The sequence below is a fragment of the Mesorhizobium sp. YC-39 genome (genome assembly GCF_025753795.1).
GTDB lineage: Bacteria > Pseudomonadota > Alphaproteobacteria > Rhizobiales > Rhizobiaceae > Mesorhizobium.
In genome coordinates, this window is record NZ_JAOWPS010000006.1 from 248,599 (window position 1) to 266,238 (window position 17,640).

General features: G+C 62.3%; 16 protein-coding genes. 7 read left to right on the forward strand and 9 right to left on the reverse strand.

Annotated elements, in window-relative coordinates; all coding sequences use genetic code 11:
* The first annotated feature begins 280 nt into the window (after window positions 1–280).
* Window positions 281–706 carry a MucR family transcriptional regulator gene (locus OHD62_RS30030; protein ID WP_263790714.1) on the forward strand — a complete coding sequence of 142 codons (426 nt, stop codon included), beginning with the start codon at window positions 281–283 and terminating at the stop codon, window positions 704–706.
* Between the two features lie 199 nt (window positions 707–905).
* On the opposite strand, the gene OHD62_RS30035 is transcribed toward OHD62_RS30030, so the two are convergent.
* Complete coding sequence (locus tag OHD62_RS30035) at window positions 906–1,334, reverse strand: SufE family protein (RefSeq protein WP_263790574.1); 429 nt, start codon at window positions 1,332–1,334, stop codon at window positions 906–908.
* Window positions 1,335–1,449: 115 nt separating this feature from the next.
* On the reverse strand, window positions 1,450–1,830 hold the full coding sequence (locus tag OHD62_RS30040) for a DUF5330 domain-containing protein (RefSeq protein ID WP_263790575.1): 381 nt from the start codon (window positions 1,828–1,830) through the stop codon (window positions 1,450–1,452).
* Between the two features lie 530 nt (window positions 1,831–2,360).
* Between OHD62_RS30040 and OHD62_RS30045 the strand changes: the two genes are divergently transcribed.
* From OHD62_RS30045 to OHD62_RS30060, 4 genes are all read left to right on the forward strand, one after another.
* A complete protein-coding gene (locus tag OHD62_RS30045; RefSeq protein WP_263790715.1) occupies window positions 2,361–4,100 on the forward strand; it encodes a sensor histidine kinase in 1,740 nt (579 codons plus the stop codon).
* On the forward strand, window positions 4,075–4,839 hold the full coding sequence (locus tag OHD62_RS30050; protein ID WP_263790577.1) for a peptidoglycan-binding protein: 765 nt from the start codon (window positions 4,075–4,077) through the stop codon (window positions 4,837–4,839). Before OHD62_RS30045 ends, OHD62_RS30050 begins: the two co-directional genes overlap by 26 nt.
* A 197-nt stretch (window positions 4,840–5,036) precedes the next feature.
* A complete protein-coding gene (locus tag OHD62_RS30055; protein WP_263790579.1) occupies window positions 5,037–5,642 on the forward strand; it encodes a methyltransferase family protein in 606 nt (201 codons plus the stop codon).
* A 115-nt stretch (window positions 5,643–5,757) separates the two neighbouring features.
* Window positions 5,758–6,105 (forward strand): DUF1491 family protein, encoded by a 348-nt coding sequence (locus OHD62_RS30060; protein WP_263790580.1) that lies wholly within the window; start codon window positions 5,758–5,760, stop codon window positions 6,103–6,105.
* Here OHD62_RS30060 and OHD62_RS30065 read toward each other — a convergent pair.
* From OHD62_RS30065 to OHD62_RS30090, 6 genes are all read right to left on the reverse strand, one after another.
* Window positions 6,092–7,111 (reverse strand): hypothetical protein, encoded by a 1,020-nt coding sequence (locus OHD62_RS30065; RefSeq protein ID WP_263790581.1) that lies wholly within the window; start codon window positions 7,109–7,111, stop codon window positions 6,092–6,094. The two genes, OHD62_RS30060 and OHD62_RS30065, sit on opposite strands and share 14 nt — an antisense overlap.
* Window positions 7,112–7,530: 419 nt before the next feature.
* Complete coding sequence (locus OHD62_RS30070) at window positions 7,531–8,079, reverse strand: DUF1254 domain-containing protein (RefSeq protein WP_263790582.1); 549 nt, start codon at window positions 8,077–8,079, stop codon at window positions 7,531–7,533.
* Window positions 8,072–8,656, reverse strand: coding sequence for a DUF1214 domain-containing protein (locus OHD62_RS30075; protein WP_263790583.1), 585 nt, complete (start codon window positions 8,654–8,656; stop codon window positions 8,072–8,074). Before OHD62_RS30075 ends, OHD62_RS30070 begins: the two co-directional genes overlap by 8 nt.
* 115 nt (window positions 8,657–8,771) lie before the next feature.
* The gene (locus OHD62_RS30080; protein ID WP_263790585.1) at window positions 8,772–10,931 is read right to left on the reverse strand and encodes a transglycosylase domain-containing protein; all 2,160 of its coding nucleotides are present in this window, start codon (window positions 10,929–10,931) and stop codon (window positions 8,772–8,774) included.
* Between the two features lie 191 nt (window positions 10,932–11,122).
* Complete coding sequence (locus tag OHD62_RS30085) at window positions 11,123–12,364, reverse strand: SAM-dependent methyltransferase (RefSeq protein WP_263790587.1); 1,242 nt, start codon at window positions 12,362–12,364, stop codon at window positions 11,123–11,125.
* Between the two features lie 264 nt (window positions 12,365–12,628).
* Window positions 12,629–13,267 carry a TetR/AcrR family transcriptional regulator gene (locus OHD62_RS30090; RefSeq protein ID WP_263790589.1) on the reverse strand — a complete coding sequence of 213 codons (639 nt, stop codon included), beginning with the start codon at window positions 13,265–13,267 and terminating at the stop codon, window positions 12,629–12,631.
* 119 nt (window positions 13,268–13,386) lie between these two features.
* Here OHD62_RS30090 and OHD62_RS30095 point away from each other — a divergent pair, with 119 nt between their 5' ends.
* Window positions 13,387–15,798 (forward strand): GcvT family protein, encoded by a 2,412-nt coding sequence (locus OHD62_RS30095; protein ID WP_263790591.1) that lies wholly within the window; start codon window positions 13,387–13,389, stop codon window positions 15,796–15,798.
* A 12-nt stretch (window positions 15,799–15,810) separates the two neighbouring features.
* Window positions 15,811–17,364 (forward strand): trimethylamine methyltransferase family protein, encoded by a 1,554-nt coding sequence (locus OHD62_RS30100; RefSeq protein WP_263790592.1) that lies wholly within the window; start codon window positions 15,811–15,813, stop codon window positions 17,362–17,364.
* Between the two features lie 18 nt (window positions 17,365–17,382).
* Here the strand turns inward: OHD62_RS30100 and OHD62_RS30105 are convergent, their stop codons facing one another.
* The gene (locus OHD62_RS30105; protein WP_263790594.1) at window positions 17,383–17,544 is read right to left on the reverse strand and encodes a hypothetical protein; all 162 of its coding nucleotides are present in this window, start codon (window positions 17,542–17,544) and stop codon (window positions 17,383–17,385) included.
* Between the last annotated feature and the right edge of the window lie 96 nt (window positions 17,545–17,640).

A 17,640-nucleotide genomic window follows, 5' to 3' on the forward strand; every position in this document is an offset into this window, starting at 1 on the left:
GATGTAAAGACGGCTTGACGTTGCGTCAACGGTTGCTGGTCTGACCAGAAAATATGCCAAAGTTACAGGTCGCACGAAAGATTGAAGCTGACTGCGGAATATTTGATTGCCATCGACGAATATAGCGTAAGAAGCGAATTGACTTACTTGGTCTACAGGCCCATTAAGATACCGCGACGCGAATCGTAGTGGCTCTTTCCTGCAAAAAGTTCGCGCGATGCCCTATCTCTAGAAAAAAAGGGCGCAGACAGAAACAACTCTCGTTGGGGCCGTGAAGACCATGGATATTATCGAAACACCTTCCAGAAACAGTGATGCGCTGATCGAATTGACGGCCGATGTGGTGGCCGCCTATGTCAGCAACAATCCGGTGCCGGTCGGCGAGCTGCCGAACCTTATCGCTGATGTCCATGCCGCTCTCGGGCGCGTGGGCGGTGCCAGCGAACAGCCTCCTGCCGACAAACAGAAGCCGGCTGTAAATCCGAAACGCTCCGTCCATGACGACTACATCGTCTGTCTTGAGGACGGCAAGAAGTTCAAATCGCTGAAGCGTCATTTGATGACCCACTACGGTCTGACGCCGGACGAGTATCGCGAAAAGTGGAATTTGGACGCAAGCTATCCGATGGTTGCTCCAAACTATGCTGCTGCCCGCTCCCAACTCGCCAAGAAGATGGGTCTCGGTCGCAAGCGCAAGGGGCGCTGAATCGCGCCCTTCGCAGCCTGGATACGACAAGCGACGGCGCCCTGATGCGTGTCGCGCAAAAGCATGCCCACGGGCTTGACCTGAGGGTACGCAGCGGTTTTGCGATAGACGACATGCATAAAGCAAGAACCTAAAGCGCGTCGCATGAATCTGTTCAAACGCGACGCGCCTTAGGGCGCCGTTTTGGTTTTTGGAATAATCAGGCGGTCTGCTTCAAGGCAGCCTCGGCGTCGCGCTTGATGCGCTTGACCATCGAACGAAGACCATTGGCGCGCTGCGGCGACAGGTGCTCGTCGAGGCCGAGCCCCTTCAGGGTGGCTTCGGCGTCGGTTTTCTGGATCTCGCTCGCCGGCCGCCCCGAAAACAGCGCCAGCATGATGGCAACGAGGCCGCGCACGATATGGGCGTCCGAATCGCCCTTGAAGGTGATGACCGGGTCAGCGCCCGGTTCTTGTTCGGTCGTCAGCCACACCTGGCTGACGCAGCCGGGCACCTTGTTGGCGGGGTTGCGGTCGGCGTCGGGAAACGGCGGCAGCGCTTCACCCAGTTCGATCACATAGCGATAGCGGTCTTCCCACTCATCGAGCAGGGAAAAGTCGTCGCGTATCGTTTGGATCGTCGTGGTCATCACCCCCGGATATAGTCATCCGGCGCTGCCGCGTCACGGAAAAAGAGGAAAAACACCGCAGACGTCGAGAGGTCTGACGCGCCTGCGGTGTGTCGCCAAAATGGCGCAAACGGTCTCAATTGGTCGTCGGTGCTTCCACCGGTATCTCGACTGTCGCGGGCAGGACGATGGTCTCGGCCACGCTACCGGTCGCCACCGTGGTGTCGAGCCCGGTCGCTGGCTTGTCTTCTGTTTGTCTGTCGTCCAGCATGGCGGCCGCGATCTTGGCGGTCTCCTTGGCGCGGGCGGTGATCGTCTGCATGGCCGACTTGCCGGTCTCGCAGACGTCGGGCTTGCGTTCGCATATGCCGGCAATGTCGCCGACCGCTTCGCGTGCCGCAAACAGAGCCTGGAGAGGGCCGACGCTTTGATGGCCGGTCTCGTTGGAGCCGACACTCAACGGCAATGCCAGAAGCACCAGCGAAAACCAGAAAGCCATTCTTATCAGAAAGCTCATAGGACTGCCCTCATCCGTGACCGGATCATGCCTTCGTGCGGCATGACCTCTTTTATGGGCATGATCGTGGCACATACGCGCAAAGGACGGCTTGCCTGGTCAGCGAAAATTTTCCTCAAATTTTAGGCAAATTCGAAACGAAGCGTTTTGCAATGGATTTGCTTCAAATCCTGTCGATTTTCTTGAGTGAAAAGTAACCATCTAACTATTTGTTTTTCAATTATTTTCAGTGGGAAGGCGGTGCGCTGACGCCAATTGTCCGGCGCGCAGTCGCGGCCCGCCTGGATAACCCTCCGTTTACTATGGCGGCAATTGCCCCGGGGTTTCCGCCGCTGGCCTCCCAATATTTGTCGCATGCTGGGCATTGGTCGGCCCGGCCTTATCCATTCCTTAAACGCTGGATGCGAGTTTCAGATCAATAAAAGCGACCTGCAAAGCAGGACAGTTCACGACCGGGTGCGAGTGCGTTGAGTTCGATCGGGGCCAAATACGTTGAATTGCCCGGCGCGATGGCGGCCGGTTGCGAGCGTATGGTTCATCCATCCATCCTTGAGCAGAACGATCGCTTGCGCCAGCGCCGCTTCATCGGCGTCATGCTGGCCGCTCCGTTCTTTGCCGCGGGAGCCGCGGTCACGCTGGTCACCTCCGGCATGGGCGCGGCGGTCACCGTGGCTGCGATCTTCGCGAGTTTCGGCCTTTGCTGGTTTGCGGCCTTGCTGGTGGCGGCGACGGGCAAGATGGCGCTTGCCGGCCGGGCAGCCCTGGTGTTGGGCGGTCTCGCTGTGGCCGGTGTCATTGCCGCAGCGGGAGGCCTGGCCTCACCGGTCGCCCTGCTTGCCTTGGCGCTGCCGTTCGAAGCCTGGTGGATCGGCGGCTCGCGGCGTGCGGCACTGTGGGGGGGCGTAGCCGCGTTCGCTGCCGTCCTTCTGCAATATTTTGCCGGTTCTGTCTTGCCGCTCAATCTCACGGAGATTGCCGCGTGGCACTGGCTGCTGCCGTTGGCCTGGGCCTTCACGCTTGTTCCTCGCCTTGCAGCACATGGCAATCCGGCCGGCGCGCGGCTCGATCCGGCGACCGACGATCGGCTCGAGAACATCGTCGACGCCGTTGTCTTGCGGATCGGCAGGCATGGTGAGGTTCTGGATGCGTCGGCCAAGGCGCGCACGATCCTGAAGCTGCAACCGGAGCTGTTGTTCGGCACCGGCCTGTTCGACCGGATTCATCTCTCCGATCGTGTGGCATACCTCAGCGCATTGGCTGACATGCGTGATGGTGCATTGTCGCGCCGGCTCGATCTTCGCGTCCGGCTGCCGCAAAACGGCAATGGCGCGACGGCGGACAACTACCGGCCGTTTTCCCTTGAGCTGGCGCGGGCCGAAACACAGCAGGATGTCTTCACACTCGTCTTGCGCGAGAATGGCGAAGTAGCCCGATTGCGCGAAGACCTTGCCGCCGCGAACGAGGCGGCGGCTTCCGCCGAAGTGGCGAAGGGGCGGTTCCTGGCAGTCGTCAGCCACGAGCTTCGCACGCCGCTCAATGCCATCATCGGTTTTTCCGACATGCTGCTGCACGAAATGTTCGGCGGCTTCAAGGACCCCCGCCAGAAGGAATATGTCGGCCTGGTCAGGGAGTCCGGCCAGCATTTGCTTGCCGTCGTCACCTCGATACTCGACGTATCGAGGATCGAATCCGGCGCCTATGCGACCGAGCCGGAACCGTTCCGTTTCGTGGAAGCGGTCGAAATGTGCCAGTCGATGATGCGCCTGCAAGCCGAGGCAAAGAACATCGATCTGCAAACGCAGATCGCGCCGGATGCGGGCGAGATAAATGCCGATCGTCGTGCCGTGCAGCAGATCCTCATCAACCTCGTCTCCAACGCGATCAAGTTCACGCCCGATGGCGGCGATGTCGTCGTCGGCGCCAAGCGGATCGGCTCGCGACTGCACTTCTGGGTCAGGGACACCGGCATTGGAATTGCTGAGGAAGATTTCGAGAATCTCGGCAAGCCGTTCATGCAGATCCAGAACGACTACACGCGCCGCTTCGAGGGAACCGGCCTCGGCTTGTCGCTGGTCAAGGGCCTGGTGGCGCTGCACGACGGCACGATGTCGATCGAGAGCATGCCGGGCGAGGGCACCACGGTCACGATCAGCCTGCCGGTAAAGGGGCCAAAGGGGCGTTCGACCGACAAGCCCGGCGTGCTGCCGATGCCTGCGGCCAGGACGAAGGGGGAAGGGGACAGGAATGGCTCGCTCCGCAAAACAGCCTAAGGCGGTCAGGCGCCGTGGCAATGCGCTTCAGGGCGGCGCGGTCGCGGTTGGCAGCCTGATTTCGCGCAATCCGGTTCTGGTCGGCGGTTCGACCGCCTTCCTGGTGACGCTGTTCTATGTCTCGGCCAACGCCCTGTGGTACCAGCCCTTTCCGCATGCCGGCGCGTTTTTCGCCACCAGGAGCATCGAGGCCTTTCCTCGCGCGGACACCGATGAGCCCGAAACCACCATCAACATCGTGCGGCCCGGCCCAGCCCCGGCTCAGAGCGACCCGGTCGTCGAACAGGTTCAGGGCATATTGAAGGATCTCGATTTCTACTCCGGTACTGTCGACGGCATTACCGGGCCCAACACGCGCAAAGCCATCCAGGCCTATCAGCAAAAGGTCGGGCTCAACGCTTCCGGCGAGATCGACAGCGTGCTGCTTGATCAACTGGGCGCCACGCCAACCGCCTCGACCGTACCGCATCCGGCGCCCCGCCCGGACCAGACGGCTGCCGTTCCCATTCCGGCCTCGGCGCCGGCAGGTGCGGCAGCGCCGGCGCCCGATGCCCGCATCATCAAGATCCAGGCCGGACTGAAAGCATTCGGCAATGACGATATGCAGCTCGACGGCGTGGTCGGCGCGCGCACCAAGGCCGCGATCAAGGAATTCCAGTCGCTGTTCGGACTGCCGGAAACCGGCGAACCCGACGAGGTCGTCTACGTCAAGATGCGCGAGATCGGCCTCACCAACTGAGGTAAGCAAGACGTCGGTGGCGAAGCTCCACGGCGAACTGATGCATCGCTCCTGGGAGCATTCCGTGGGCAGTTGCCACTGCTACGGTCCAGCCCTTAAGCCACCTTCGTTGTTGATAGGCGCGTGAGTCGTGGCGCTGGCAAAGAATTGCCGTAATCGCAGCGAAAGCAAGGATCGGCGTTCTCTAAGGTTCTCCGATGCAATCCCAGCCTGCCGATCAGAAAGCTCGTATCCGTTTGCTCCAGCTAGGAGCCCTACTGCTTCTCATCGCGTTTATGACGATGAGGCCTGCGTTCTCGCGAGATGGCAGCGATACGGTCGAATGCCTTGGCGTAGCGCTTGTTCTGCTTTGCGTTGCAGGCCGAATGTGGAGCATCCTCTATATTGGAGCAAAAAAGAATCGGGAGCTGATAACCGTCGGGCCATATTCGATGACCCGCAACCCGCTTTACTTTTTTTCCATGCTTGGCGCGGCCGGCATTGGACTTTTCGTAGGCTCGCTGGTGTCGGCGTTGATACTGGCGCTTCTTGTCTATCTCGTTCTGGTCACGACAGCAGGCAAAGAGGCGGCGCACCTTGAGACACTTTTCGGCGAGCGATACCGAGAGTATGCGCGGCGAACTCCGATGTTCTGGCCGAAGCCGTCACTTTTTCGCGAAGCCGATGATGTCGCATTTTCACCTGCTGCTCTTAAGCGCACATTTCTAGACGGATTGCTTTTCATTGCAGCGCTTCCGGCGATCGAGCTTGTCGAGGTTGTCAAGGAAACCGACTTCGTTCCAATCTTTTTCGCGCTCTTCTAGGGTCCCTGCCCATGAATGGCTTTTCATGATGTGGCTGTTGTGATTCACGGTCCCGAAAGAGGCCACTGATGAATCGGAATCCGGGTAGAGCCCGGATGTCACTAGAGACCTTGCCATGCGCGTAACCACCGATCTGTGGGTGTCGGCCCTTCTGCGCCGGGTTTTCGGCGCCGGCGGCTTTGCCGCCGTGGTCAAGCGCGGCGCGACCGAGGCCGGCGCTGTCTTTGTGCTGGCGCGGGGCAGGCTGGGCGAACTTGCCTTGTTCGGGCCAGCGCCGCAGACGAGCTACGATTCGGCCAAGCCCGACGAACGTTTTTTCAGCCTGCTCGGCGCTGGCGAGGATGCCGCCGCGCTCGACGCAAGGCTGGAGAGGGAGAAAAAATTCGATTCCGATATCTGGGTGGTCGAGATCGAGGCCGGCGCGGTTCCGGTCGAGGAGCTTATTGCCGTCAAGATGCCTTGAGGCTGGCAATCGCGGGACCATTGTCGCTGTCTTGCGCCATGCGCATATCGGCGTTCGCTGCGGCGCGCACGATGCCGCGAACCGCCGTCGACAAAATCTCGGCCTTCCAGTTGCGGACCTTGTCCAGGGCCGCGTCGCGATGCAGCAGGCGGTAACGATCAAGGAAGATGCGGATCGCCTGCGGATGCGGAAACGCGGTGGGATAGACGGCGACCGCGATCAGGAACGCCTTGTCCTCGCTGAGGTCAAGCGCGCGCAAGGCTGCCAGCAGCGACGTATAGTTCTGGTTTGCCGTGAGCGACCGCGCCGTCGAGAAGTCGATGTCGAGCGCGTCGGCCAGCGCGGTCTGGAAGAATGCCGCGTTGCCGCTCAGCGCCGTCTCGCGCAGTTTGACATAGGTTTGCGCGCCGACGAACGGATTGACTGCCGCTCCGCCGCTCTCCGCATCGGTCCGCATCATCGACCTCAACCGGCGCCGTGCATTTTCGGCGCCGATGCCGGGTAGTGGCTTTCTGTGAGGGGCAGCAGGAGCGATTTCGGCGCTCTCAGGCGCATCAGTGACCGCGTCGGGCTGCAGCACGCGCACCAGCGTCGGCTTTTCGAGCGCCCTGATCAGCTGGGCGATGGTCGGGTTCAAATCCCTGCGGCGCGCGATGGCGCGTGCATGCGGCAGCCCGTGACGCCCGATGAGCGCTATGAGGTCGACGTCGCTGACGGCGCGCGAGCGGATGAGCAACGGCGCGGCGATGTCGACCGGTTCCTCGCACAGCCGCCGGACCAGCGCGGCAGGAGCATATTCGCATTCGGAAAGTGCCGCGGCGACGTAACGGCGCGATTCGACCGATACATTGCCGAAAAGCGGAAGCGTCAGATCTTCGAGTTGCGCGATCTCCCGACGGGAAGGGCGGGTGAGCGAACAGAACGCCGACACCGCCGCGCGGAACAGCCTTTCGGCCTTTCCCGATTCAGTCCGTATTGCGATTTGCCTGAAATCCGAAGATGACACGGAGGATACGCCCGACACTCGACACGATCTGGCCATGCTCAACCGGGACTGTGTCGGTTTCGCCTTGGACAAGAACAAAGATCAAGTTAGCGGCGATCCGTTAGCGTTCCGTTAACCTACTGCCATCCTTAATCAGAATTGGAGGCGTTGCGTTGTGCTCCGGGGCAACCGAGAGGAATGCACGAACCATGGGCATGGTACTGTCTTTCGTGCCGCGAACGGCGGCAACCAATCGAGCAAATCGAAACACCGGAACACCGGCGGCGGTGATCATCTTTCCCGGGGTCCGCTATGAACAGCGGCCACTGACGGGAGAGGCGCGGCCGGGCGCCGGTCCGGACAAGCCAGGCTCGTCGGCGACGATGCCAAGCTCGTCAGGGACGCTGCCTGTTCCGCACCACTGAGTTTCGGGATCAGCTTTAGAAATCCTGCAGCTCACAGGAACCCTGATTGAGAAACCGCGACACGGTTGGCTTCCAGCTGTCGTCAGGCACAAAGGCGCGGATAACGAACATGCCTTCGTCGATGGGCGCTTCGACGAAGATCGCTCCTTGCAATTCCTCGGGAAGATCCTTGCGCACCTCGATCATCTGCGCGGGCGTCAGCACCACGCTATCGAGCAGCCCCGCCGTCGCGCTGTGATCATTGAAGGAATAGACATTGTGGCCGCTGCGGTCATAGACGGAGACGGACCAGAACGGCACGTTCCCCGGCGCCTTGATCCGCACCATGCCGTCGGTCAGGTCGAACCGGCAGGCGGCCGCGTAAAACAGCGGATCGACCGACTTCACCACCGGAGCGCCGCCGGCCTCCGCGTCCAGCCTGGTCATCTTGTAGAGATCCGAGGCCATGGCCAGCCGCGACCAGGCATCGCGTTCGGAAAATTCCGGAACGAGCAGCAGCACGATGATATGCACGATGCCGGCGCCAAGCAGGCCGAGCAGGATTGCGTGCAACAGCTTACGCATTGCAGCCGACCCTCAGGATCTGCGGCAGCGTGACATCGGAAAGACCGATGCTGCTGGCGATTGGGGTATCGTAGAATGTCAGCACGAAATACATCCGCCCAGCGCCCTCGGTCAGCAGCCAATTGCCTGGCGCGGGGCGGCTGCCGACGGAAATGATCACCGAATTGTCGGGCTGGCGCAGGACCTGGTAGGACTGAAGCGCCGCAAGCCTCGGCCTGCCGGTCTGGACGACGCCGAGTGACTGATCGGCGGCGTAGAGGGTCCAGAACCGGGCCGTGGGAAATCCGCCGTCGATCTTGTAGGCGCATTGGCGCATGAGCTGTTCGCCGCCGGAATCGCGCTCGGCGATGAAGGACAATCCTTCAGCCCGCCCAAGCGCCAGCACGCCTTCGCGCGCCACGCGGGCCTTCGAATAAGGGTCCGCCGCCGGCGTGCCGATGTCGGGGAACGCCGTCCATTGGCCGATCCTGATCGCCCCGGCGCCGTCCTGCGTCTTCAGGGCATACCAGACGCTGCCGCCGCCGCCGCCGATGGCTATGGCAAGCGAAAGCAGTGTGAGCAAGGCGTTCTTGAGCATGAAGAGCCGCGGGTGAGAAAGCAGAAGCGCTGCTCGGGATATCGCGGGGCAGGGGGCCATGGCAAGCGTGGGCGCCCGATTGTCGCTCCGCAGGCTCGGCGCGGAGCGCGGCAGGTCAAAGCGCCGACAGAGTCTCCGGCGCCGCGGGAGGCTGGAGGACAGGCGCCGACTGGAACTGCTTGGTCATGTCCCGCAGCGCCTGCGTGGTCTGGCTGGACAGCACCGGCGGGCGCTCGGCGGCGGCGTCAGCCGCTGCCTTCTCGGCATTCTTCTTCTCCGCCTCCACGGCCTTGGCCGCGATCTCTTTGTCGACGAAGGGGTGTTCTAGACCGGGGATCGGCTTGAGGTCGATGTTCTGGTGCGCGTAGACCATCAGGCGCTGCCACACCATGGCCGGTAGCGTGCCGCCGGTCATGTTCCTGGTCGGGGTGAAGTCGTCATTGCCGAGCCAGACGGCGGCCGTGTAGTTGCCGGTGAAGCCGACAAACCAGGCATCGCGGTAGGATTGCGTGGTGCCAGTCTTGCCGGCGACGACGATGTTGGGCAGGGCTGCGCGCCGCGCCGTGCCCATAACCGGCACCGCCGCCAGCATGGTGTTCATATATTTCAGCGCCTGTTCCGACAGCACGCGATGCGGCGGCCGCGCATCCTTGGCCCAGTCATAGACCACCTCGCCGGTGCGGGTGACGAGTTGGGTGATGCCGTGGCGTGAGCCGACAAAGCCGTTCTGCGCGAACACGCTGTAGCCCGTCGCCTGATCCATCACGGTCATGCCCGACGTGCCGAGCACCATCGTCTTGTGCGATTCTAGCGGCGATTCGACGCCCATCGCTTCGGCCATCGCCTTGATCGGCTTGATGCCGAGATAGTCCTTGGCCAGCCGCACTGGCACTGTGTTGATCGATTTGGCGATCGCGGTGATCAGCGTGACATTGCCGGCCGATCCGCCATTGTAATTGTGAGGCGACCAGCCGCCCCAGGAGATCGGCCCGCCGGAAACGACGGAGTTCGGCGTGAAGCCATGTTCCATGGCCGTCGCGTAGACATAGGGCTTGAACGACGAGCCGGTCTGGCGCAGCGCCTTGGTGGCGCGGTTGAACTGGCTGGCGCCGTAGTCGCGGCCGCCGACAATCGCCCTGACCGCGCCATTGGTCTCGATGACGACCATGGCGCCTTCGGTGACGTTGTACTCCTTGCCGAACTGACGGAGATGGAACTCCATCGATTCTTCCGCCGCCTTCTGGATGTTGGCGTCGAATGTGGTGTGCGCGACCAGCGAATGCTGGCCGGACTTGGCTGCGATCTTCTTGACCTCGTCGAAGGCCCAGTCGAGGTAATAGTCTGGACTCTTCTGCTCGCCGCGATCGACGATTTCGGCCGGATGAAGTCTCGCCTGCAGCACCTGGCCTTCGCTCATGAAGCCGGCATCGACCAGGTTGGACAACACCACATTGGCCCGCGCGCGGGCCGCCGGCAGGTTGATATGCGGCGCGTATTTGGTCGGCGCCTTGAACAGGCCGGCCAGCATCGCCGCCTCGGCCAGGTTCAGGTCCTTGACGCTCTTGCCGAAATAGAAATCGGCCGCCGCCTCGATGCCGAATGTGCCACCGCCCATATAGGCGCGGTCGAGATAGAGCTGGAGGATTTCCTTCTTCGACAGATTGGCCTCGAGCCACAGCGACAGGAAGGCTTCCTTGATCTTGCGCTCCAGCGTTCGTTCATTGGTCAGGAACAGGTTCTTGGCGAGCTGCTGGGTGATGCTCGAACCGCCCTGGACGACGGAATTGGCCCGCACGTTCTCGAAGATCGCCCTGGAAAGGCCGAGCACATCGATGCCGTGGTGATCGAAGAAACGCCGGTCCTCGGTGGCCAGCACCGCCTTGATGACCTGGTCTGGCATCTCGTCGACCGGCACGGAATCGCGCTGGATGATGCCGCGCTGGCCGATCTCGTTGCCGTAGCGGTCGAGGAAGGTGACGGCAAAGTCGCCCTGGGCACGCCAGTCACCGGCCGTTTCCTGGAAAGCCGGCATAGCGAGCGCCAGCATGACGACGATGCCGCCGGCGCCGAGCGTGAAACCTTCGCTCAGAAGCTCGATGGTGCCGCGGCGCCAGCCGGTGACGCGAAAACGCCGGAAAAAAATGGTGGCCGCTTCCCAGAACTGGCGCGCCTTGAAGCCGATCTCGTAGAGCGAGGAATCGAGCCACGCGTCGATCGCGAGCAGCCTGGCGGCGATCGGACCTCTTCTCTTGCGTGGTTCCACAGGACTGGTCATTCCAGGAATCCGGCTGCAGCTACGCCGCGAACTGAGAAACTGCATGCGGGCAATTTCAGGGCGGCGCGGACGCCGGATTGTTCTCACCGATTTTGAGTGGGTTCACAAGGTCAAACGAAGCAACGTGTCGGGAAGTCCCCGTGATCTGCCACGCACCGACCGATGGATGCGATTGGCTATGCAGCCTTGCTCTAAACTCGCTCCGTATGCGCAATTTCGCGCAATTTCAGCATCCGTTCGCACTTGGCCATATAGTCGCGGCTGTTGGGCAGCGTATCGTTCCCACGGGTGAGTTGGATCTGGAAGACGACAAGATCCTGCCAGCGGAATGAGGCCTCGGAGGCGGCCAGATAAAACTCCCACATCCGGCAGAAGCGTTCGTCATAGATCGCCTTGGCTTTCTCCCGGTTGGCAGCAAAGCGCTGACCCCAGTGTTTCAAAGTGTCGGCATAATGCAGCCGCAGGATTTCCACGTCGGTGACGACCAGCCCGGCCTTCTCGATCGCCGGCAGCACTTCCGACAGGGCCGGAACATAGCCACCTGGAAAGATGTGTTTGCGAACAAAGGCGCTTGTCACCGAAGGCGGACCGGAACGGCCGACGGTGTGCAGCAGGACAACGCCATCCGGGTTCAGCAGCGTCGCGCACTTGTCGAAGAAAGTGCTGTAGTGATTGACACCGACATGCTCGAACATGCCGACTGAGACGATGCGGTCGAAACGCTCGCCAAGTTCACGATAGTCCTTGACGTCGAAATGAGCGCGGCTTTCCCCATCCGAACGAGCCCGCTCGGTGGCAACCGCATGTTGCTCGCTCGACAGCGTCACGCCCAGCACGTCCGTTTCGAAAGACCTGGCCAGATAGAGGCCAAGCCCACCCCAACCCGATCCGATATCGAGCACCTTGAGGCCGGGCTTCAACTGCAGTTTGGCGGCGATATGACGTTTCTTGGCCGACTGTGCCTCTTCGAGCGTCATGTCCGGTCTTTGGAAGTACGCGCATGAATACTGCATGTCGTCGTCGAGAAACAGCTTGTAGAGTTCGACAGACAGATCGTAATGTACTTCGACATTGCGGCGCGAGCGCCGCGTTGTATTGATCTGCTGGAAGCGCCGAAACGCATGCCGCACCCGGTCGAGCGCCTTCGTCCAGGCCGTATCAATGCCGGCATTGCCGATGTTTTGAAAGACAATGCGCATCAACCCCAGCACACCGCCTTCGGGAATGTCGACTTCGCTGCTCATATAGGCTTCCGGCAAGGCGAGCATCGGATCGAAGGTGATCGCGCGCTCGGCTCTCCGCGACTTGATGTGGATGTGAGCCGGCTCGCCACTGCCGTCACCGAATTTGTCGATCCGGCCGTCTGGTCCGGTGACACGAAGGCTTCCCTGCCGCACCAGCCGCTCAAGAACGTGACGCAACAAGACATTCATTGCATTCTGCCTCCGGATTGCCACGCTTCCCTCGAAGCAATCGCATTCAAATATCCGTCTGGATCAAGCAAGGGATTGCGACCATTTGCGGTCGATTCTGACCAGCACGTTTGCGAACACCCCACATTAGCGTGATCGGGCAACGGCATTCGGCATCGATGGCCCTTCGTGCGGGTGGCGATGCTGCCCGCACCAAGCCCCCGCTGAACAATTCGATGCCGATCGCAGCGCCACCCAGCCGGCGCTCCGTACATGCCCACAATGTCACCGCGCCGCGATGAAGCGCATGAAATGCGCTACGTCGGTCTCGGTGGGCTCCTGGCCGGTGAAGCTGCGCAGATAGGCCGCCAGATGACTTACCCTGGCCTCGACCGGTTCCTTGAGGTCGAGCACATAATAGCCGATCTGCATGTAGTAGAGCACGCGGGCACGGATGAAGGCATCCTCTTCGTCGTAGCCATGCCGGCGATACATATCGCGGATGGCGCTCAGCCGATCGTCGTCGGCCTGGTCGATCGCCCGGCGCACGTCGTCGGAACGGCGTGCCCATTCGCGGACGGCGAAGTCGAGCCTGGGATCGAACAGGCGCTCGTCGGCCCAGCATTCGAATACGTTCAAGACGCCCATGATGATGCTTTCGGCCGGCCGTTTCGCGCGTTCGACGATCGCCTTGGTGTTGGTTTCGTGCCAATGGGCGAGCAACTGGTCGAGCAGATCCTGGCGGCTCTGGAAATACCAGTAGAAGCTCGAGCGCGACACGCCGAGCTTCTGGCCGAGCGGCAGCACGCGCACGCTTTCGACGCCATCGGAAATCAGCGTCTGCAGCGCAAGATTGATCCAGTCCCAGCGCGTCACCTTGATGTTGCCGGGCGCCGGCTCGTCCTGTGGAGCGATCATGATCATGCACCACAATTGGCATGACGGATGACGACGCGCAAGCCGGCTGGACATCTATGTCCATAGTCTAGACACATATGTACAGTGCGTGTATGGTACCTGGGTCGAACAGCCCGGAGGAAGCCGTGAAGTCGCACTATCGTGCAGTCGTCATCGGGGGTGGTGTGGTTGGCGCCTCGGTGCTCTACCATCTGGCGCGGTTCGGCTGGGCCGACGTCGCTCTGATCGAGCGTGCCGAACTGACGGCCGGCTCCACCTGGCACGCGGCCGCCGGGTTCCACGCGCTCAACGCCGATCCCAATGTCGCGGCGCTGCAGGACTATACGATCAAGCTCTATCGCGAGATCGAGGCCGAATCCGGCCAGAATGCCGGCCTGCACATGACCGGCGGCGTCAACATGGCCAGTGACCCCGCCCGCTGGGAGTGGCTGAAATCGGCCTGGGCCGTGTTCCAGTCGGTCGGCATCGAAACCGCCCGGCTGGTGACGCCTGAGGAGATCAAGGCGATCTGCCCGATTGTCGATGTCAGCGATGTGCTGGGCGGCCTCTACGATTCCAATGAAGGCCATCTCGACCCTTACGGCACGACGCACGCCTATGCCGCGGCAGCGAAAAAGCGCGGCGCCGATGTCATCCTGCGCAACCGCGTCCTCGACCTGAAGCCGCGCGCCGATGGCGGCTGGGACGTGCTGACCGAGCAAGGCACGATCGTTGCAGAGCACGTCGTCAATGCCGGCGGTCTGTGGGCAAAGCAGCTCGGCCGCATGGTCGGTGTCGACCTGCCGGTGACGCCGATGGAGCACCACTATTTCGTCACCGAGGACATTCCGGAGGTCGCGGCGCTCGACAAGGAGCTTGGCCTCGCGGTCGATCTCGACGGCTTCGCCTATCTCCGCCAGGAGCGCAAGGGCGTCCTGCTCGGCCTCTATGAGCAGAACCCAAAGCACTGGAACATGGACGGCGCGCCGTGGGACTATGGCATTGAGCTGATCCCGGAAGATATCGAGCGCATCAGTCCGGAACTTTCCAGGGCCTATGAGCGCTTTCCCTGCCTCGCCACCGCCGGTATCCGCAAATGGGTCAACGGTGCCTTCACCTTCACGCCGGACGGCAACCCGATCGTCGGGCCGGTGCGCGGCCTGAGGAATTATTGGGTCGCCTGCGGCGTCATGGCCGGCTTCAGCCAGGGCGGCGGCGTCGGCAAATCGCTGGCCGAGTGGATGATCCAGGGTGAGCCGCAGGCCGACATTTTCGGCATGGACATTGCCCGCTATGGCGCCTTTGCCGCCAACCGCGAATATCTCCGGCAGACGACGCGCCAGTTCTATGCGCGCCGCTTCGTCATGACCTTTCCCAACGAGCGGCTGCCTGCCGGTCGGCCACTGAAACGTCCCGGTGCCTATGACGGCATGACGGCGGCGGGATGTGAATGGACCGCATCGTGGGGGCTGGAAATCCCGGCCTATTTCGCGCCCATGGGCTTTCGTGAGGAGACGACGCTGAAACGCTCCAACGCCTTTGACATCGTCGGCGACGAGGCGCTGCAGGTCCGGCGCGCCGCTGGCCTCGTCGATACATCGGCCTTTTCGCGCTATACAGTCTCCGGACCAGAGGCTGAAGCCTGGCTTGACAGGTTGTTGGCCTGCAGGCTGCCGAAACCGAGGCAGGCGAAGCTCGCGCCGATGCTGGGCCATGACGGCCGGCTGAAGGGCGATCTCACTGTCTTCAACTGGGGCAGCGGCGATTACTGGATCATGGGTTCCTATTACCTACGGGAATTCCACATGCGCTGGTTCGAGGCCCATGCGGCGGAAGGCGTGACCGTCACCGACATCTCCGACACGATATCCGGCTTCCTGGTCACCGGGCCGAACGCGCGGGCGGTTGTCGAACGCACTACGCATCAGGACATGTCGGCAAGTGCCTTGCCGTTCATGGCTTGCGGCGCGTTCGACATCGGCATGGTGCAGGCGCGTGTGGCGAGGTTGTCGATTGCTGGCGAGCTTGGCTTCGAAATCAACTGCCCGGCCAGCATGCATGCCACCTTGCGCGAAACGCTGCTCGCCGCCGGCGAGGATTTCGGCCTTGCCGAAATCGGCTTTTACGCGCTCAACGCGCTCAGGCTGGAAAAGAGCTTCGGCATCTGGTCGCGCGAATTCACCCAGGGCTATACGCCCGGCCAGACCGGCCTCGATCGCTTCATTGTTTTCAGCAAGGACGGCTTCATCGGCCGTGAGGCTGCGTTGAAGGAGCGCAAGGGCGCCACCACGCAATGCCTGGTGACTTTGGAGGTCGACGCCGTCGATGCCGATGCCAGCGGCTTCGAGCCGGTCTGGCACAAGGGCCGGCGCATTGGCTTCGTCACCTCGGGCGGCTATGGCTATTCCGTCGGCAAGAGCCTCGCGCTGGCGCTGGTCGAACGCGATTTCGCCGGGGAGGGTACTGCCTTGTCGGTACACATAGTCGGCGTCGAGCGGCCTGCACGGGTCATTGCCGCCTCTCCCTACGATCCCTTGGGCAAGGCGATGCGGCAATGAGGAGGTCCCAGCATGGTTGATGAAGCCGCACGTGATATCAGGCGCGAGCGCCGGCGCGGACGCACCGGTGAGGCCGGCAGCGAATCCAGCCGGCGGCCGGACTACCGCTCGCTGAAGAATCCCTTCCTGCCGCAACCGGTCTTTTCGACCGACCAGGTCGCAGCCATCCACGACACGGCGCTGCGGGTGCTGGAAGAACTCGGCATCAAGGTGCTGCTGCCCGAGGCACGCGCAGTCTATGCCCGTGCCGGTGCGCTGGTCGACGAGGACAGCCAGATGGTGCGCATCGGCCGCGACGTCGTGGCGGCCGCACTTGCCTCGGCGCCGAAATCGATCCTGGCACGCGCTGGCGACCGCTCGCGCGATATCGCGCTCGAGCTTGGTACGATGACGTTCCTGGCCGGCTGCGGCGCCCCCAATGTCACCGATCTCGAGCGCGGCCGGCGGCCGGGCACGCTTGCCGCCTTCGAGGACTTCATCCGGCTGGTGCAGCACTTCGACGTGCTACACATGCTAGGCCCCTGCATCGAGCCGCAGGATGTCGACAACCGCCTCCGCCACTATGCCGTCAACCGGGCGCAACTGACGCTGTCGGACAAGATCCCCTTCGTCTTCGCGCGCGGCACACCGCAGGTCGAGGACGGTTTTGCGATGATCAGGCTGGCGCGCGGGCTGTCGGAAGACGAATTCTTGAGCGACGCCCATTGCTACACCGTCATCAACACCAACTCGCCGCGTCAGCTGGATATCCCGATGGCGCAAGGCATCATCGATTTTGCCAGGGCAGGGCAGGTATCGATTATCACGCCCTTCTGCCTGGCCGGCGCCATGGCCCCGATCACCGTCGCCGGCGCGCTGACATTGCAGCATGCCGAAGCACTGGCTGGATTGGCGCTCGCCCAGATCGTGCGGCCGGGCGCACCGGTCGTCTACGGCTCCTTCTCCTCCAATGTCGACATGAAGTCGGGGGCGCCGGCCTTCGGCACGCCTGAGCATGTCAAGGCGACGCTCGGCGCTGGCCAGCTGGCGCGCTTTACCGGCCTTCCCTGGCGGTCAGGCGGCGGCAGTGCCGCCAACATCTCGGACGTGCAGGCGGCCCACGAAACGCAGTTCGCTTTGTGGGGTTCGGTGCTTGCCGGCGCCACCGTCTGCATCCATGCCGCCGGCTGGCTCGAAGGCGGCCTGAGCGTCTCCTTCGAGAAGCTGATCACGGATATCGAGGCGTTGCAGACCATTGCCGAACTCTGCGCTTCGACGCCTGGCGACAAAAGTGCGATCGGTTTCGAGGCCATCGCCGAAGTCCAGCCGGGTGGGCATTTCTTCTCGGCCGGGCACACCATGGCGCGTTACCGCACCGCCTTCTACGAACCGCTGGTCGCCGACTGGTCGAATTTCGGCAACTGGACGCAGGCTGGGTCAAAGACGGCGACCGAGCGCGCCACCGGCGTCTGGAAGCGCACGCTGGCCGACTTCCGGCCGCCGGCTTCGGCCGCCGCCAGCGCCGGCGTTCTCGACGAATTCATAGAGCGGCGCACCGCAGAGGGCGGCGCGGCGCCGGTCTCATGATGTAGTTAAGCACGCGCGTCACATTGGGCGCTTGTCGCCGGTCTTTTGCGGGTCGCGGCGTATCGTGCCGGCATCGGCTTTCCTGTGCTTGTCGGCAAGCCTGCGAATGCGATCGAAGCGGCTTTCCTCGGTCACTTTGGTCTTCGCCACAGCATTTGGCTTCGGGACGAATGCAATCATGGATCGATCTCCTTGCCGGTGGACCGCGCGCCGGGGACGATGCCCCGGCGGCTGTTTTTCAGGATCTCGTGAAGAGTTCGGTCTTCTCGGAAACCT